Annotated in this window: 14 protein-coding genes and 1 riboswitch; of the genes, 7 read left to right on the top strand and 7 right to left on the bottom strand. The window is 73.7% G+C overall.

Going from position 1 to position 16,094, the window contains the following annotated elements:
- Nucleotides 1–21: 21 nt before the first annotated feature.
- From ACFWIC_RS36455 to ACFWIC_RS36475, 5 genes are all read right to left on the bottom strand, one after another.
- Nucleotides 22–1,332 (bottom strand): MFS transporter, encoded by a 1,311-nt coding sequence (locus ACFWIC_RS36455; RefSeq protein WP_380521196.1) that lies wholly within the window; start codon nucleotides 1,330–1,332, stop codon nucleotides 22–24.
- A 61-nt stretch (nucleotides 1,333–1,393) separates the two neighbouring features.
- Nucleotides 1,394–2,095 (bottom strand): dienelactone hydrolase family protein, encoded by a 702-nt coding sequence (locus ACFWIC_RS36460; RefSeq protein WP_380521197.1) that lies wholly within the window; start codon nucleotides 2,093–2,095, stop codon nucleotides 1,394–1,396.
- Nucleotides 2,096–2,143: 48 nt separating this feature from the next.
- Nucleotides 2,144–3,556, bottom strand: a complete 1,413-nt coding sequence (locus tag ACFWIC_RS36465) for a sugar porter family MFS transporter (protein WP_329877919.1) — start codon at nucleotides 3,554–3,556, stop codon at nucleotides 2,144–2,146.
- Nucleotides 3,557–3,786: 230 nt separating this feature from the next.
- On the bottom strand, nucleotides 3,787–4,416 hold the full coding sequence (locus tag ACFWIC_RS36470) for an FMN-binding negative transcriptional regulator (protein WP_380363094.1): 630 nt from the start codon (nucleotides 4,414–4,416) through the stop codon (nucleotides 3,787–3,789).
- Nucleotides 4,417–4,429: 13 nt separating this feature from the next.
- Nucleotides 4,430–5,101, bottom strand: coding sequence for a pyridoxamine 5'-phosphate oxidase family protein (locus ACFWIC_RS36475; protein ID WP_329877915.1), 672 nt, complete (start codon nucleotides 5,099–5,101; stop codon nucleotides 4,430–4,432).
- A 34-nt stretch (nucleotides 5,102–5,135) separates the two neighbouring features.
- Between ACFWIC_RS36475 and ACFWIC_RS36480 the strand changes: the two genes are divergently transcribed.
- Both ACFWIC_RS36480 and ACFWIC_RS36485 read left to right on the top strand, forming a co-directional pair.
- Complete coding sequence (locus ACFWIC_RS36480) at nucleotides 5,136–6,473, top strand: aminotransferase class I/II-fold pyridoxal phosphate-dependent enzyme (RefSeq protein WP_380521199.1); 1,338 nt, start codon at nucleotides 5,136–5,138, stop codon at nucleotides 6,471–6,473.
- A 156-nt stretch (nucleotides 6,474–6,629) separates the two neighbouring features.
- Nucleotides 6,630–7,829 (top strand): GDSL-type esterase/lipase family protein, encoded by a 1,200-nt coding sequence (locus ACFWIC_RS36485; protein ID WP_380521201.1) that lies wholly within the window; start codon nucleotides 6,630–6,632, stop codon nucleotides 7,827–7,829.
- An 89-nt stretch (nucleotides 7,830–7,918) separates the two neighbouring features.
- Here the strand turns inward: ACFWIC_RS36485 and ACFWIC_RS36490 are convergent, their stop codons facing one another.
- Complete coding sequence (locus ACFWIC_RS36490; RefSeq protein WP_380521203.1) at nucleotides 7,919–9,277, bottom strand: NAD(P)/FAD-dependent oxidoreductase; 1,359 nt, start codon at nucleotides 9,275–9,277, stop codon at nucleotides 7,919–7,921.
- A gap of 290 nt (nucleotides 9,278–9,567) precedes the next feature.
- Here ACFWIC_RS36490 and ACFWIC_RS36495 point away from each other — a divergent pair, with 290 nt between their 5' ends.
- The 4 genes from ACFWIC_RS36495 (at nucleotide 9,568) to purB (ending at nucleotide 12,860) form a co-directional block, all read left to right on the top strand.
- A complete protein-coding gene (locus ACFWIC_RS36495) occupies nucleotides 9,568–10,323 on the top strand; it encodes a HipA family kinase (RefSeq protein WP_380521205.1) in 756 nt (251 codons plus the stop codon).
- Nucleotides 10,320–10,736 carry a DUF3037 domain-containing protein gene (locus ACFWIC_RS36500; RefSeq protein ID WP_329877905.1) on the top strand — a complete coding sequence of 139 codons (417 nt, stop codon included), beginning with the start codon at nucleotides 10,320–10,322 and terminating at the stop codon, nucleotides 10,734–10,736. The genes ACFWIC_RS36495 and ACFWIC_RS36500 overlap by 4 nt, the downstream gene beginning before the upstream one ends.
- An 83-nt stretch (nucleotides 10,737–10,819) precedes the next feature.
- Nucleotides 10,820–11,269 carry a MarR family winged helix-turn-helix transcriptional regulator gene (locus tag ACFWIC_RS36505; protein ID WP_380363545.1) on the top strand — a complete coding sequence of 150 codons (450 nt, stop codon included), beginning with the start codon at nucleotides 10,820–10,822 and terminating at the stop codon, nucleotides 11,267–11,269.
- Between the two features lie 160 nt (nucleotides 11,270–11,429).
- The gene (gene purB / locus ACFWIC_RS36510) at nucleotides 11,430–12,860 is read left to right on the top strand and encodes an adenylosuccinate lyase (RefSeq protein WP_380521207.1); all 1,431 of its coding nucleotides are present in this window, start codon (nucleotides 11,430–11,432) and stop codon (nucleotides 12,858–12,860) included.
- Between the two features lie 28 nt (nucleotides 12,861–12,888).
- Here the strand turns inward: purB and ACFWIC_RS36515 are convergent, their stop codons facing one another.
- Nucleotides 12,889–14,439 carry an MFS transporter gene (locus tag ACFWIC_RS36515; RefSeq protein ID WP_380363547.1) on the bottom strand — a complete coding sequence of 517 codons (1,551 nt, stop codon included), beginning with the start codon at nucleotides 14,437–14,439 and terminating at the stop codon, nucleotides 12,889–12,891.
- 310 nt (nucleotides 14,440–14,749) lie between these two features.
- A riboswitch (cyclic di-AMP (ydaO/yuaA leader) is annotated at nucleotides 14,750–14,911 on the top strand.
- 3 nt (nucleotides 14,912–14,914) lie between these two features.
- Here ACFWIC_RS36515 and ACFWIC_RS36520 point away from each other — a divergent pair.
- Entirely contained in the window at nucleotides 14,915–15,937 is a 1,023-nt protein-coding gene (locus tag ACFWIC_RS36520; protein ID WP_380521209.1) for a peptidoglycan DD-metalloendopeptidase family protein, read from the top strand.
- Nucleotides 15,938–16,094: the final 157 nt, after the last annotated feature.

Consider the following 16,094-nt stretch of genomic DNA (forward strand, 5'->3'; position numbering starts at 1 on the left):
TCCGGGGGCGCACGGGGCGCGTCAGAGGGTGGGAGCGGTTGCCGTGCGCGGTGTGCCCTGGGCGTCGTCGGCGGCGGCGTCGGCGGTGGTGGGGCCGGCGGTCGGGCGTCTGGTGAGCCGGCGGACCTGCGGCTCCAGCAGGACGACCGCGCTGAGGAGGAAGGAGAGCGCGGCACAGGCCCAGAGCGCGCCGGAGAGGCCGAGCAACCCGGCGGCGGGTCCGGCCAGCGCGGTGCCGAGCGGCGCCAGCGAGAGCGAGCCGAACTCGTCGTACGCGGCGACCCGGGAGAACGCCTCGGGCGGGATCTCCTGCTGGAGCGCGATCATCCAGTTGACGCCGAAGACGGTGACCCCGACGCCGGACAGGAACATCGACGCGGCCAGGACCGGCAGCGGGGCGGACACCGCCAGCGCCAGGGCGGGCACCCCGAAGAGGAAGACGCCCCAGTTGCCGACCAGCAGGATCCTTCGCGGCTGCCAGCGCGCCATCAGCACGCCGGTGGCGACCAGGCCGACGCCGTAGGCCGCCATCGCGAGCCCCCAGTCGCGGGCCCCGCCGAGCCGTTCCTTCGCGACGATGGGCCCGTACACCGCCTCGACCGCGCTGATGCAGGCCACCAGGACCGAGAACTGGAGCACGATCACCCAGAGCCAGCGGCGGGAGGCGAACTCCTGCCACCCCTCGCGCAGGTCCCGCAGCATGCCGCCGCCCGCGGCCGCCGCCACGGGCGGCACCGTCTCCAGCAGGAACCGCAGCGCCGCGGCGACCAGGAAGCAGCCGGCGTCCAGGGCGAGCACCCAGCCGGGGCCCACCGCGGCGGTCAGCGCGCCGCCGAGCGCCGCGCCGCCGATCTGGGCGGCGTTGAGGCCCATCCGGTACACCGAGAAGGCGCGGGCGGCGTGCTCCGGGGCGACGCTCTCCAGCACCATGCCCCCGGCGGCGGGGGCGTAGAACGCGTACCCGGCGCCGCCGGCGGCGGAGAGCAGCATCAGCTGCCAGAGCGGCGCCCCGCCGGTCAGTACGACCGCGGCGAGGGCCGCCTGCGCTGCCGCGCTGAAGAGGTTGGCGCCGACCATGACGTGGTGGCGCGGCAACCGGTCGGCGAGGGCGCCGCCGAGCACCAGCAGCAGGACGGTGGGCAGCAGCCGGGCCGCGGTGACGTAGCCGACCTCGGTGGTGGAACCGCCGCCCTCCAGGACCGCGAAGGCGGTGGCGATCGGGGCACCGGCGTTGCCGAGGCCGCCGATCACGGTGGCGGCGGTCTGGATCCGGAAGTTGCGGCTCGCCCAGGCGAACCGGGGCCGGGGCACGGGGGAGGGTGGGCTCTGCACCCGGCGACTATGCCGGGGGAGCGGTCAGCTGTCCAGCGAGTTTCGCCCCTTACCGAACCGCTCAGCCGAGGTGGCCCCAGAGGAAGCTGACGGTGCGGAGCCAGGCCGTCCGGGCCTGCAGCGGGTCGTAGGTGCCGAGCAGGTCCTCCTCGTTCATGAAGGCGTGGCCGGCCGGGTAGAAGTGGATCTCCGGACGGACGTCGGTGGCCTCCCCGATCCGGATCGCGGCCTCGTCGACGGCCTTCATCGGGACGGACCGGTCGTGTTCGCCGAAGTGGCCGAGGACGTGCGCGGTCAGGCCGCGGTACTCGAACTCCCGGTCGGGCGGCAGGCCGTAGAACGGCACCGCGGCGGCCACCCGGTCGCCCTCGGCGGCGGCCAGCAGGAGGGCGAAGCCGCCGCCCATGCAGAAGCCGACCACCCCGACCGCGTCGCCGACCACGCCCTCCAGGCCGAGCAGGTGGCCGACCGCGCCGCGCAGGTCCTGGACGGCCCGCTCGACCGGCAGCTCGCGTTCGAGCCGCGCCGCCTCGGTGCGGTCGTGGGTGGTGTCGCCGCCGAACAGGTCCGGCGCCAGGACGGTGAAGCCCTCGGCGGCGAACCGGTCCGCGACCCCGGCCAGGTACGGGGTCAGCCCCCACCACTCCTGGACCAGCACCAGGCCGGGGCCGAGGCCCTGCGGCGGGCGGGCCAGGTACCCGTGGGCCTCACGGCCGCCGCTCGGGAAGACGGTGTTCTGCCGGGAGCCGCGCTGGTCGGGCATGGCTTCCTCTCGGGGACGGGCCGCGCGCGGCGGCATGGACGTCGGAGCTCAGCCCATCTCCTCCAGGGAGCGCCCCTTGGTCTCCTTGATGCAGAAGGCCACGAACGGGATGGAGAGCAGGGCGAAGACCGCGTAGATGACGTACGTCGCCGACAGGTTCCAGTCGGCGAGGTCGGGGAAGCTGACGGTGATCGCCCAGTTGGCGATCCACTGGGCGGACGCGGCGACGGACAGGGCGAGCGCGCGGATCCGGTTCGGGAACATCTCGCCGAGCAGCACCCAGACCACCACGCCCCAGGAGAAGGCGAAGCAGAACACGAAGACGTGGGCGGCGACCAGCGCGACCGTGGCGTGGGCGTCGTCCAGGGTGGCGGCGTCGCCGGTGCCGTGCCGGTAGGAGAACGCCCAGGCGGCGGTGGCCAGCGCGACGGCCATGCCGGCCGACCCGGCCAGGGCGAGGGGCTTGCGGCCGATCCGGTCCACCAGGGCCATCGCGATCACCGTGCCGATGACGTTGACGATCGACGTGGAGAGGCTGATCAGCAGCGAGTTGGACTCGTTGATGCCGACCGACTGCCAGAGGAAGGAGGAGTAGTAGAAGATCACGTTGATGCCGACGAACTGCTGGAAGACCGAGGCACCGATGCCGACCCAGACGATCGGCAGCAGGCCGAACCGGCCGCCCAGCAGGTCCTTGAGCCGCGGCTTGTGGCTGGACTCCAGGACTCCGCGGATCTCCGCCACCCGGGCGTCCAGGTCGACGCCCTCGCCCTCGACCTCCAGCAGCACCTTGCGGGCCTGCGCCTCCCGCCGGTCGGCGATCAGGTAGCGCGGGGACTCCGGGATGGCCAGCGCCATCAGCCCGTAGACGATGGCCGGGATCGCCTCCACGCCGAGCATCCACTGCCAGGCCTGGACGCCGCCCAGGTGGCCGGTGGACTCGCCCCCGGCCGCCTGGTTGAGCGCCCAGTTGGCGAGCTGGGAGACGGTGATGCCGAGCACGATCGCCATCTGCTGGAAGGAGGCCAGCCGGCCGCGGTAGGCGGTCGGGGCGACCTCGGCGATGTAGGTCGGCGCGATGACCGAGGCGATGCCGATCGCCACGCCTCCGACCACCCGCCAGGTGGCCAGCACCTCGATGCTCGGCGGGAACATCGAGCCGACGCCGCTGATCGCGAACAGGACGGCGGCCAGCAGCATGGTGCGGACCCGGCCGAGGTGGTCGGCCAGCCGCCCGGCGGCCACCGCGCCGGCGGCCGAGCCGAGCAGCGCGATGGCCACCACGAAGGCGGTCTCGCCGTTGCCCACGTCGAAGTGCTTCTGGATGCCCGTCACCGCGCCGTTGATCACCGCGCTGTCGTAGCCGAACAGGAAACCGCCCATCGCGGCGGCGGCGGAGATGAAGACGACGTGTCCGAGGTGGGCCTCACCGGAGGCCGGATGGGTATGGGTTCTGGACACGTGCGCTCCCCGGGATGGACGGCCCGCCCCACGGCCGAGCGGGCAGGATTCGTGTCACATTCGACCAGCGGAGGGCGGGTTCCGCCCGAATACGGGCTGATCGGGTGACTTGGCGTCAGCCCGGATACCCCGGGACCCGGGTTCCATGCGGGTCCCGGGGTGACCGGGGTACGGGTGTGGTGGGGGAGCCGCGGCGACCGGTCGGCCGGGCGCCCCGCGGTCGGCGCGCGCTACGGGCGGGGGGCCCGCCGGGCGTTGCGGCGCAGCAACTGCGCGCGGGTGCCCGCGTCCAGGCCGAGGCCGCGCGCGGCGAGCCGGTCGGCGAGCGCGTACTGCTCGGCCGGCGGCTTCTTGTCGTCGAACTTGAACTTGGCGCGGACCTCGCGGACCGTCAGTCGCAGCCCGCGCAGGCCCGGGAGGAGCCGGCCGAACTCGCCCTCGCCCGGGACCACCCGGGTCTGCGGGGTCTCGGGCTGGAAGTGCGCCAGCTGGCGGTTGAGGATCTCCGCCTTGCCGGCCGCGTCCTCGACGATCTCGGCGGTGGCGTGGAAGTGGACCGAGGCGTAGTAGCTGGTCGGCGTGCCGGGCTCGCCGCGCCAGTGACCGGGCGCGAAGGCGTAGTCGTCGGTCACCGCGAGGGTGACCTCCGGGTCGTCCCGGACGGCGGCCAGCAGGGGGTTGGGCGCGGCGAGGTGGAGCAGGATCTCGCCGTGCCCGGCGTCCAGCAGGAAGTGCGTGGGGACGAGGACGGGACCCCGGCCCGGTCCGCCGTTGGCGGCGAGCAGGCCGAAGTCGCGCCCCTCGGCGAGCCAGGCCTGCCACTCGGCCTCGTCGCCGCGGTCCCAGGACCGGATCAGCATCGGTGCGCCCCCGTCAGGCCGTCAGGTCGCGGACGTTGGCGGGGAGGGGCACGGTGGTGGAGGCGTCCGGCTCGGGTGTGCCGTAGCCGCTGGTGACCGGGACGACGCCGGCCCAGTGCGGCAGGTCGAGGTCCTCGGCGTCGTCGTCGGCGAGGTCGGCGCGGGTCTTGGCGGAGACCTCGTCGAGGTCGAGGCGGATCACGGCGGTGGCGGCGAGCTCCTTGGCGTTGGCCGGGCGGACCTCGGCGGAGCGGCCGGGGACGACCTGGTCGACCAGGGCGTCGAGCGCGGTCGTCAGCTCCTCGGGATCGGTGACCTGGTGGGCGGTGCCGTGGGCGACCACCGAGCGGAAGTTGATCGAGTGGTTGAACGCCGACTTGGTCAGCACCAGGGCGTCGACCAGGGTGACGGTGACGCAGACCGGCAGGCCCTGGTCACCCCGGGCCCCGCGCAGCGGCCGGCTGCCGGTGGAGCCGTGCACGTAGAGTCGGTCGCCGACCCGCGCGTGGATGGTGGGCAGCACGACCGGGGCGCCGTCGGCGACGAACCCGAGGTGGCAGAGGTAGGTGGCGTCGAGGATGGCGTGGATCGCCTCCCGCTCCCAGGTGGCGCGGTCCTTGTAGCGGGTGGGAGTGGTGCGCGGGGTGCGCGGGTAGGACGCTTCGCCGTCCGGCCTGGTCGACATGACAACCTCTATGTACTAGTGCATAATCTGTTTTGTGCTAGGAGACTATCGGATCACCGGTCGGCGTGCCAGCGAAATCGCGGCCGACGTCGAGCAGGGCGTCAGCAGCGGCCGACTGGCCCCCGGCACGGCGCTGCCCCCCTTGCGCGACCTCGCGACCGAACTCGGCGTCAACCCCAACACCGTGGCCGCCGCCTACCGGCTGCTCCGCGACCGCGGCGTGATCGAGACCGCCGGCCGCAAGGGCAGCCGGATCCGCCCCCGACCGCCCCACACCCCCCGCGACCAGCTCCGGCTGCCCGTCCCGCCGAACGCCCGCGACCTCTCCAACGGCAACCCCGACCCGGCGTTGCTGCCCGATCTCACCCCCGCCCTCGCCGCCGCCGCCGAGGCCGCCCGGCGCGCCCCCGTGCGCTACGGGGGGTCGGCCGCCGACCCCGGCCTGCTCGCGCTGGCGGGCGCGGGCTTCGCCGCCGACGGCCTGCCGGCCGGGCCGATCGCCGTCGCCTCCGGCTCGCTCGACACCATCGAGCGGATCCTGGCCACCCGGCTGCGCCCCGGCGACGCCGTCGCCGTCGAGGACCCGGGCTGGGGGAGCCTGCTGGACCTGCTGCCGGCGCTGGGCCTGCGGGCCGCGCCGGTCCGGCTGGACGACGCGGGTCCGCTGCCCGGCGCGCTGGCCGAGGCGCTGACCGGCGGGGCCCGGGCGGTCGTCGTGACCAGCCGGGCGCAGAACCCCACCGGGGCGGTGCTCACCGCCGGCCGGGCCGAGGAGCTGCGGGCGGTGCTGGCCGGCCATCCGGACGTGCTGCTGATCGAGGACGACCACGGTCACGGCATCGTCGACCAGCCCTACCACCCGCTGGCCGGGGCCGGTCCGACGCACTGGGCGGTGGTCCGCTCGGCGGCCAAGGCCTACGGGCCGGACCTGCGGCTCTCGGTCGCCGTCGGGGACGAGGACACCATCGGTCGCGTGCTCGGGAGGCAGCGGCTCGGGGCCGGCTGGGTCAGTCATCTGCTCCAGTGCACGGTGGCCGAGCTGTGGCGCACCGACGCGGCGCCGGCCGGGCGGGTCGCCGCCGCGTACCGGGCGCGCCGGGACGCGCTGATCGGCGACCTGGCCGCGCGCGGGATCGCGGCGCACGGGGCGAGCGGGCTCAACGTCTGGGTGCCGGTGCCGGACGAGACCACCGTGCTGGCCTCCCTGGTGCAGCGGGGCTGGGTCGTGGCGCCCGGCGCGCGGTACCGGCTGCAGTCCCCGCCCGGGCTGCGGATCACCGTCGCGGAGCTGGACCCCGCGGAGGCGCGGCGTCTGGCCGATGACCTGGCCGGCGTCCTCGGAACGGGCGGCGCCGTTTCGCGACTGAGCTGAACCGGTCGGTAACCCGGCGAGAAATCCGGTGCAGATACCTAGCGGTAACAAGCGCGAGCATGTCATCTTCATCGCGCCACCGGCCGGCGGCCCACCCTCACCTCCGCGTCTCCCCGACCCCACTGTGCGGGCGAGACCGACCGCAGGAGTTCCGCCGTGCCCGAAAACCGTTCGAGCATCATCCGCAGGACCACCTCCTGGAGCGGGCGGCTGCTCACCGCAGCCCTCGCACTCCCGCTGGCCACCGCGCTGACCACCGCGCCGGCGGTCGCCGCCCCGGCGTCCCCCACCGGCGCGGTTCTCGCCGGGCAGACCGCCAGCGTCACCCTCGGCGACAGCTACATCTCCGGCGAGGCCGGCCGCTGGAAGGGCAACTCCGTTGCCTCCGGCGGCAGTCGGGCCGGAACCGACCGGGCCTGGAGCGGCAGCGCGGCCGACCCGGCCAGGATCTACGGCGCCACCCACGCGAGCGGGTGCGACCGCTCGGACGTGGCCGAGGTGCGCAGCGCACCGACCGTGGCCCAGGTCCAGATCAACCTGGCCTGTTCGGGTGCCGTCGCCGAGAACGTCTTCCGTGCCGCCGCCGGCGGCCGGTCCTTCAAGGGCGAGGCCCCGCAGGCCGACCAGCTCGCCGCCGTGGCGAAGCAGTACAGCGTCAAGCTGGTCACGCTGTCGATCGGGGGCAACGACCTCGGCTTCGCCGACGTGATCGAGACCTGCGTCGCCGACTACCTCGTCTGGTACTCCTACTGTCACGACGACCAGCAGAGCGAGGTCGACGCCCGGATGCCGGCGGCGATGGCCGGGGTCGGCAAGGCGGTGGACGAGATCCGCACCGTGATGGCGGCTGCCGGGTACGGGAGCGGCGACTACCGGATCGTGCTCCAGTCCTACCCGTCGCCGATCCCGAGGGCCGCCGAGATCCGTTACCCGGAGAGCGGCTGGAGCCGGTCGGACACCGGCGGCTGTCCGCTCTGGAACGGCGACGCGGACTGGGCGCGGGACTCGCTGGTGCCGCAGATCTCCCGCTCGCTGGCCGGGGTCGCGGCGGCCAAGGGCGTGCAGTTCCTGGACCTGGCCGACACGCTGCAGGGGCGCGAGGTCTGCTCGAAGGCGACCCGGCAGGCCACCTCGACCAGTGCGCCCTCCGCCACCACCAGTGAGTGGGCGAGGTTCCTGGACGGCGGGCTCAACACCTCCCAGGGCGCCCTCCAGGAGTCCCTGCACCCCAACTACTACGGGCAGTTGGCTCTCGGGCGCTGCCTGACCCTGCTGTTCGCCAGACCGAGCGGCAACTGGGCCTGCCGCAACACGGCGGGGCAGGACGCCGGCGGGATGTACCTGACCGCGAAGTAGCGTGCGGTGAAAGGCCGGTGCCCCTCCCGCGACGGCCGTCGCGGGAGGGGCACCGGCGCCGGCCGGACCGCGCGGACGCGGCCGGGCGGTCAGCCCTTGGCGAGCAGCGCCTGGGCGTGCGCCTTCACCTGATCCTTCGTCAGGTAGGCGTCGGTGTACTCGAAGTCGCGCAAACGGGCGGGCTGGCGGGCCAGGAACCCGGTGCGGACGAAGTCGTCACCGGCGGTCGCGTTGAGCAGCCAGTTCGCGCCGACCCGGAACTTGGCGGCGTTGGTGCGCATCGCCATCAGGTGGTACCCGCGTGCCACCACCTGGGCAGGCACCCCGCGCAGTTCCACGCCGATCGGCTTCGACACGGCGTCCTTGCCGCCGAGGTCCACGACCAGGCCCAGGTCCTTGTGGTAGTAGGGCTCCAGCGGCTGGTGGCGGAGGGCGGCGATCACGTTGCCGGCCGCCGCCCGGCCCTGACGGGCCGAGTGCTGGGCGGTCGGCGGGCAGACCGCACCGTCGCCCTTGGCGAGGTCGGGCACGGCGGCCGCGTCGCCGAGCGCGAAGACGCCCTCGAACTGCGGCACCCGCATCTCCGCCGTCACCGCGATCCGGCCCCGCACCGTCTCCGCGTCGAGGGTGCCGATCAGCGGGCTGGCCGCGACGCCCGCCGTCCAGATCAGGGTCCGGCAGGGCAGCACCCGGCCGTCGGTGAACTTGACCGACTCGGCGCCGACCTCGGCCACCGAGACGCCCAGCGAGACCTCGATGCCGCGCCCGCGCAGGACCTCCAGGGCGGCGATGCCGAGCGCGTCGCCGAGTTCGGGCATCAGCTTCGGGGCGATGTCGATCAGGTGCCACTTGATCTGCCGGGCGTCCAGCCGCGGGTAGCGGAGGGCCGCCGCCGTGGTGAGCCGTTGCAGACAGGCGGCGGTCTCGGTGCCGGCGTAGCCGCCGCCGACCACCACGAACTGGAGCCGGGACTCGCGCTCGCGCTGGTCCAGCGTGGCGGAGGCGAGGTCGAGTTGGGCGATCACGTGGTCCCGGACGTACGTCGCCTCGGCGAGCGTCTTCATCCCGCGCGCGTAGTCGGTCAGGCCGGGGATGTCGAAGGTGCGGGTGACGCTGCCGGGGGCGAGGACCAGGTAGTCGTACTTCAGCGCCACCACCTCGTCGGTGATCTTGCGGACCACGCAGACCTTGGACCCGGGATCGACGCCGATCGCGCCGCCGGGGACGATGTGCGTCCGGCGCAGCGTCCGGCGCAACGAGACGGCCACCGACTGCGGGGTGAGCACGCCGGCCGCCACGTGCGGCAGCAGGGGCAGGTACAGCTGGTAGCTGAATGGTGTGACCAGTGAGATCTCCGCCTCCGAGGGAGCGAGCTTGCGCTCCAGACGGCGCGCGCACTCCAGCCCGGCGAAGCCGCCGCCCACGATCAGGATCCGGGGTCGTTCCATCGTGCGTCCCTCACAGTGCATGTCGTTCAGTCACGGTGTCGTTCAGTCACGGTGCGGGCCGAGTCGGTGCCGGTCGAATCGGCGCAGTTCACAGCGGTGCAGGTCACGGCAGTACAGGTGCCAGGTGGTGCCGGTGGTGCCGGTGGTGCCGGTGGTGCCGGGCAGGCGTCTACCCCGCTACTGTCCGCCACACTCGCACGGAGCAGCACGGGCTGCCACCGGGACGACCCGGGCGGGCGAGCATGCCGAGCGACACCCGCCCCGTGCATATGCCGGATAGGCTGTCGGCCGTGCTCCCCGAGGTGACGGCGGTCCGTTATGTGACGCCACTGCGAGAAGGCGGCTCGATGCCGGGCCTGGTCGAGGCCGACGACCGGCGGCTCTACGCGCTGAAATGGGTCGGTGCCGCGCAGGGCCGCAAGGCGCTGGTCGCGGAGGTGCTGGCCGGGGAGCTCGGCCGGCGGCTCGGCCTGCCGGTGCCCGAACTGGTCACCGTCGACCTGGACCCGGTGCTGGCGCGCAGCGAGCCGGACCCGCAGATCCAGGATCAGATGAGGGCCAGCGGCGGGGTCAACCTGGGCATGGCCTTCGTCAGCGGTGCGCTCAACTTCGACCCGGTCTGCTTCGAGGTGGACTCCGGACTGGCCGGTCAGGTGCTCTGGTTCGACGCGCTGATCGGCAACGTCGACCGCTCCTGGCGCAATCCCAACCTGCTGGTCGCCACCGGCGGGCTGCGGCTGATCGACCACGGCGCCAGCCTGATCTTCCACCACCACTGGCCCGGCGCCGCTGCCTGGATCCGCCGGGCGTACGACGCCTCCGACCACGCGCTGCTGCGCGCCGAGCCCGACCTGCTCGCGGCCGACAAGGTGCTCGCCCCGCTGGCGGAGTCGGCGATCGGGGAGGCGGTGGCGCGGATCCCCGAGGTCTGGCTGGCGGACGAGCCGGGGTTCGACTCGCCCGAGGCGGTGCGCGCCGCGTACCGCGCCCAGCTGACCGAGCGACTGGCCGGTCCGCGGGACTGGCTGCCGGAGGTGTCCGCATGACCGGTCCGATCCGGTCGGCGCTGCCGGCCGTCGCCGAGCTGCACGACTACGAGTACGCGGTGATCCGGGCGGTGCCCCGGGTGGAGCGCGGCGAGTGCGTCAACGTCGGCGTGCTGCTGTACTGCCGGCAGAGCGCCCACCTGGCGGCGCGGACGCACCTGGACCAGGCGCGGCTGCTGGCGCTGGACCCGGTGGTCGACGTCGCCGGGGTGCGGCGGGCGCTGCACGGGATCGAGGTGGTCTGCCAGGGCGGGCCGCAGGCCGGTCCGGCGGCGGCGGACAGCCCGGGTCAGCGGTTCCGCTGGCTGACCGCGCCGCGCAGCGCGGTGGTCCAGCCGGGGCCGGTGCACACCGGGCTGACCGCCGACCCGGAGGCCGAGCTGCGGCGGCTCTTCGACCAGCTGGTGCTCTGACCGGGCGGCCCGCGCTCCGGACGGCAGGTCTTTGCCGTGCTCAAAGCTTGAGTTACTGAAGCACTCGGTCGTACCCTGACCTCATGGGTTCGACAGCGACGACGACCGTACCGACCAACGGCGAGCTGATGGAGGCACTGGCCGCCGTCGGCGCCGCGTACTTCCAGGACTTCGCGGCCGCCGCGTCCCGGCACGGTCTCTCCTCCTCGCAGGCCAAGGCGCTCGGCGCCGTCCAGGAGCCGGTGCCGATGCGCGCGCTGGCCGGCCGCCTCGGCTGTGACGCCTCCAACGTGACCGGGATCGTCGACCGTCTGGAGTCGCTGGGCCTGGCCCACCGCGAGGCGGCGGCCGGGGACCGGCGGGTCAAGATCGTCGTCATCACCGAGCAGGGCCGGGAGATCCTGGGGCTGATCCGGGGCGAGATGAGCCGGACCCACCAGGCCATCGGGACCATGACCGACGAGCAGCGGGTGGCGCTGCACTCGGTCTGCGTCCAGGTGCTCCCGGTGCTCAGCGGCCGGGCGGCTCCCTGAGGCCTCCGCGACTCCCGGGCGCGCCCGGCGCGACCGCTGCCCCCGTTTCCGTCGGCCCCCGGCCCGGCCCGGGCCGCTCCGTCCGGTCCGTCCGGCCCGTCCGCCGTGGCCGCCGGACCGGCGCGGTTCCGGCTGACCTCGGCTGTTAGGCTTGCGAAGCGTGAGCGCGAAGCCCCAGATCCCCAATGTCCTGGCCTCCCGGTACGCCTCGGCGACCCTGGCCCAGCTCTGGTCCCCCGAGCACAAGGTGGTGCTTGAGCGCCACCTCTGGCTTGCCGTCCTGAAGGCCCAGCAGGACCTCGGCGTCGAGGTGCCGGCCGCGGCCGTCGCCGACTACGAGCGAGTGATCGACCAGGTCGACCTCGCGTCGATCGCCGCCCGCGAGCGGATCACCCGGCACGACGTGAAGGCCCGCATCGAGGAGTTCAGCGAGCTCGCCGGCCACGAGCAGATCCACAAGGGGATGACCTCCCGCGATCTGACCGAGAACGTCGAGCAGCTGCAGATCCGGCAGTCGCTGGAGCACGTGCGCGACCGCGCCGTGGCCGTCCTGGTCCGGCTGGGCCGTCTGTCCGCCCAGCACGCCGAGCTGGTCATGGCCGGCCGCTCGCACAACGTGGCCGCGCAGGCCACCACCCTGGGCAAGCGCTTCGCGACCGTCGCCGACGAGCTGCTGGTCGCCTTCCGCCGCCTGGAGGAGCTGATCGCCCGGTACCCGCTGCGCGGGATCAAGGGCCCGGTCGGCACCGCCCAGGACATGCTCGACCTGCTCGACGGCGACACCGACAAGCTCTCCGAGCTGGAGCGCCGGGTCGCCGCGCACCTCGGCTTCGACAACGTGCTCACCAGCGTCGGCCAGGTCTACCCGCGCTCGCTGGACTTCGAGGTGCTGACCGCCCTCGTCCAGCTGTCGGCCGCGCCGTCCAGCCTGGCCAAGACGATCCGCCTGATGGCCGGCCACGAGCTGGTCACCGAGGGGTTCAAGGAGGGCCAGGTCGGCTCCTCCGCGATGCCGCACAAGATGAACACCCGCTCCTGCGAGCGCGTCAACGGCCTGGCCGTCATCCTGCGCGGCTACGCGTCGATGACCGCCGAGCTGGCCGGCGACCAGTGGAACGAGGGCGACGTCTCCTGCTCCGTGGTCCGCCGGGTCGCGCTGCCGGACGCCTTCTTCGCGTTCGACGGTCTGCTGGAGACCTTCCTGACCGTCCTCGACGAGTTCGGCGCCTTCCCCGCCGTGATCGAGGCCGAGCTGGACCGCTACCTGCCGTTCCTGGCCACCACCAAGGTGCTGATGGGAGCGGTCCGCGCGGGCGTCGGCCGGGAGGCCGGCCACGAGGTCATCAAGGAGCACGCCGTCGCCTCCGCGCTCGCGATGCGCGCCGGCGCCCGGGAGAACGAGCTGCTGGACCGCCTCGCGAACGACGAGCGGATCCCGCTGGACCGGGCCGCGCTGGACGCGCTGCTGGGTGACCGGCTCTCCTTCACCGGCGCCGCCGGTGCCCAGGTCGCCGAGGTCGTCCGGCAGATCGAGGCGGTCGCGGCCGCCCACCCCGAGGCCGCCAAGTACGCTCCGGGCGACATCCTCTGACGTTCCGTCAGGCTGGTCCGGCGTCTCGTCAGGCGTCCGGCCGGGGCCCCGTCACCGTACCGGTGGCGGGGCCTTCGCCGTGCTCGGACGCCTCCGGCGCGTGGCCCGGATCCAGTGGCGGTGCGCCGGTGGCGCAGGCGTACCGGCAGTCCGGCTCGGCCACCGGGTGATCCTCCGGCGCCAGGACGTTGCCGTGCACGGTGACCAGCGCGGTCAGCCCGCCGGCCACCAGCAGCCCGGCGCAGATCAGCATCGCGGTGCGGAACGCCGCGTCCACCGAGGCCGGCACCTGGTAGGCGTCGCCGCTCAGCCCGGCCAACGACGGCAGGGCGGCGACCGCGAGCAGGCCGGCGGCCCGGGCGGCGGCGTTGTTCACGCCGCTGGCGATCCCCGCGTGCCGCACCTCCACCGCCGCCAGCACCGTCGCGGTCAGCGGTGCGACCAGCAGCACCATCCCGCAGCCCATCACCGTGACGGCCGGCAGCACGTCCGTCCAGTACGAGGCGTCGGGGCCGATCCGCAGCATCAGCAGCACGCCGGCGGCGCAGAGCAGCGGGCCGACGGTGAGCGGCAGCCGGGGCCCGATCCGCTTGCCCAGCCGTCCGGCCCGCGCGGAGAGCGCCAGCATCAGCACGGTGATCGGCACCAGGGCCACCCCGGAGACCAGGGGGGAGAAGCCGGAGACGATCTGGAGCTGCACGACGAGCAGGAAGAAGACCCCGCTGAACGCCGCGTAGACGGCGAGGGTGACCAGGTTCACCGCCGTGAACAGGCGTGACGAGAAGAGTCCGAGCGGCAGCATCGGCTCCGGCGTGCGGCGCTCGACCAGCACGAAGGCCACGCCCAGCAGCAGCCCGGCCGCCCCGGTGAGCCAGACCCCCGGGGAGAGGCCCTCCCCGGCGGCGGTCAGCGCGTAGGTGAAGGTCCCCAGGGCCACTGCGGCCAGCACCGCGCCGAGGACGTCGAACCGGCCGGTCGAGGACTCGTCCCGGCTCTCCGGCACGTGTCGGGCGGTCACCGCGACGACCAGCACGGCCAGCGGGACGTTCAGGAGGAAGATCCACCGCCAGCCCGGCCCGTCCACCAGCCAGCCGCCGAGGAACGGTCCGACCGCCGCCGACACCCCGCCGAGGCCGGACCAGAGGCCGACCGCGGCGGAGCGGTCCTCGGGGTGGAAGACCGCCTGGAGCATCGCCAGTGATCCCGGGGTGAGCAGGGCCCCGCCGACGCCCTGCACCGCGCGGGCGGCGACCAGCACCTCGATGGTGGGCGCGGCCGCGCAGGCCGCGGAGGCGACGGCGAACCAGACCACGCCGAGCAGGAAGATCCGGCGCCGGCCGTACCGGTCCCCGAGCGCGCCGCCGAGCAGGATCAGCCCGGCCAGGGTGAGCAGGTAGGCGTTGAGCGTCCACTGCAGGGCAGCGAGCGGGGCGTCGAGATCGGTCCCGATCCTGGGCAGCGCGACGTTCACGACGGTCCCGTCGAGCATCGCCAGGCTGGAGCCGAGCACCGTCGCCAGAAGTACCCAGCGACCCTGCGCGGTGCCCAACCGCAGGATGCCGGCCTCGGAGGTGGCCACGGCATGATCGTCCGCCCCGGGGGCCGACGTGACAAGGGTCACCGGGGGCGTGTCGGCGGATGGCTTTCCGTGAGTGATCGTGTGCGGACCGGTCCGGAAATCGGCGGAGGGTCGTGGATCAGTGGCACGCCGTGAATCGATTGTGTGCGTACTGTGCAGCCGATCATTCGGAGCGTGACGGCGGTCCGGTGTTTTGTTGCGAGTTCAAGAGATCGACATTGCTTCACTCGGACGGATGAGTTTTAGTTCAGCGACCGCCCGGCGTCAGCCCGGGTGGCCACCGGGTGGAACGCCTAGTCCTGCCGCTGCCCGGTGGTACGCAACGAACTCTGTTCGGCAGGAGCGGGGGACCCAAAGGTAAGTCGCCGGACCGGAATTCGCGGTCCGGCTTGGGGTGAAGCCGCCTAGATGCGGCCGGGCAACTCCAGCCCGAACCCGACAGCTCACCTCGTAGGCGTCGGAGAGGACATCAGCCATGGCCGCACAGGCTCGTCGTATCGCCCTGCCCCGCGCCGTCCGCATCGGTATCGCCACCGCCGTCACCGGCGCCGCCTTCGCCCTCCCGCTGGTCACCGCGGTGAGCGCCCAGGCCCACGAGGCTCCGGCCGCCAAGCCCCACCAGACCAGCACCTGGAACGGCGCCGCCAGCGTCGACGCCGCCCCGGCCGCCGCTCCGGCCGCCGAGACCGCCCCGGCCGCCGCGGCCGAGGAGACCTACAAGGTCGCCGGCGGGGACACCCTGTCGAAGATCGCCGACGCGAAGAACGTCCAGGGCGGCTGGGAGGCCCTGTACGAGCACAACCGCTCGGTCGTCGGCGCCAACCCGAACCTGATCTACCCGGGCCAGCAGCTCGCACTCGGCGGCAAGGCCGTCGAGGCCGCCAAGCCGGCCGCGCCCGCCGCCAAGCCGCAGGTCTCGCAGGACTCGGTGAAGCCGGCCGCCAAGCCCGCCGCCCCGGCCGCGAAGCCCGCCGCCCCGGCCGTCAAGCCGGTCGCCCCGGCCGCGAAGCCCGCCGCGCCCGCCGCCAAGCCCGCGCCGGTCCAGGCCGCGAAGCCCGCCGCCCCGGCGCCGGCTCCCGTGGTCGCCTCCTCCGGCTACGTCGCCCCGCTGGCCGGTACCAAGCTCGGTACCGCCTACGGTGTCGCCGGTTCCATGTGGTCCTCCGGCCACCACACCGGTGTCGACTTCTCCGCTGCCACCGGCACCCCGCTGCGCGCCATCGCGGCCGGCACCGTGGTGAAGGCCGGCAACGGCGGCGCCTACGGCAACGAGGTCGAGATCAAGCTCGCCGACGGCAAGTACGCCCAGTACGCGCACCTGTCCTCGATCGCGGTGAAGGTCGGTCAGACCGTCACCGCCGGCCAGCAGATCGGCCTCTCCGGTGCGACCGGCAACGTGACCGGCCCGCACCTGCACTTCGAGATCCGCACCGGCTCGGAGTACGGCTCGGACATCGACCCGATCGCCTACCTGCGGGCGCACGGCGTCTCGATCTGATCGAGCACCAGAACCACCGCTGGGTGCGGGGTGAACGACCTCCCGGAATGGTCATGTCGGGTGACCGCTTGACCGGGTGATCGCCGCACCACCAGTGGATCCACGGGCGCGGGACACGCCCGTTGGGCCGGCCCGGTTCGCGAGACCTCCTCTCGCG

The sequence above is a fragment of the Kitasatospora sp. NPDC127035 genome (assembly GCF_042726075.1).
Classification (GTDB): Bacteria; Actinomycetota; Actinomycetes; order Streptomycetales; family Streptomycetaceae; genus Kitasatospora.

Bases quoted from the DNA above. Each gene is read 5' to 3' on its own strand.
- ACFWIC_RS36460 (WP_380521197.1), bottom strand. From the start codon at position 2,095: ATGCCCGACCAGCGCGGCTCCCGGCAGAACACCGTCTTCCCGAGCGGC.
- ACFWIC_RS36470 (WP_380363094.1), bottom strand. From the start codon at position 4,416: ATGCTGATCCGGTCCTGGGACCGCGGCGACGAGGCCGAGTGGCAGGCC.
- ACFWIC_RS36475 (WP_329877915.1), bottom strand. From the start codon at position 5,101: ATGTCGACCAGGCCGGACGGCGAAGCGTCCTACCCGCGCACCCCGCGC.
- ACFWIC_RS36490 (WP_380521203.1), bottom strand. From the start codon at position 9,277: ATGGAACGACCCCGGATCCTGATCGTGGGCGGCGGCTTCGCCGGGCTG.
- ACFWIC_RS36500 (WP_329877905.1), top strand. From the start codon at position 10,320: ATGACCGGTCCGATCCGGTCGGCGCTGCCGGCCGTCGCCGAGCTGCAC.
- ACFWIC_RS36505 (WP_380363545.1), top strand. From the start codon at position 10,820: ATGGGTTCGACAGCGACGACGACCGTACCGACCAACGGCGAGCTGATG.
- ACFWIC_RS36520 (WP_380521209.1), top strand. From the start codon at position 14,915: ATGGCCGCACAGGCTCGTCGTATCGCCCTGCCCCGCGCCGTCCGCATC.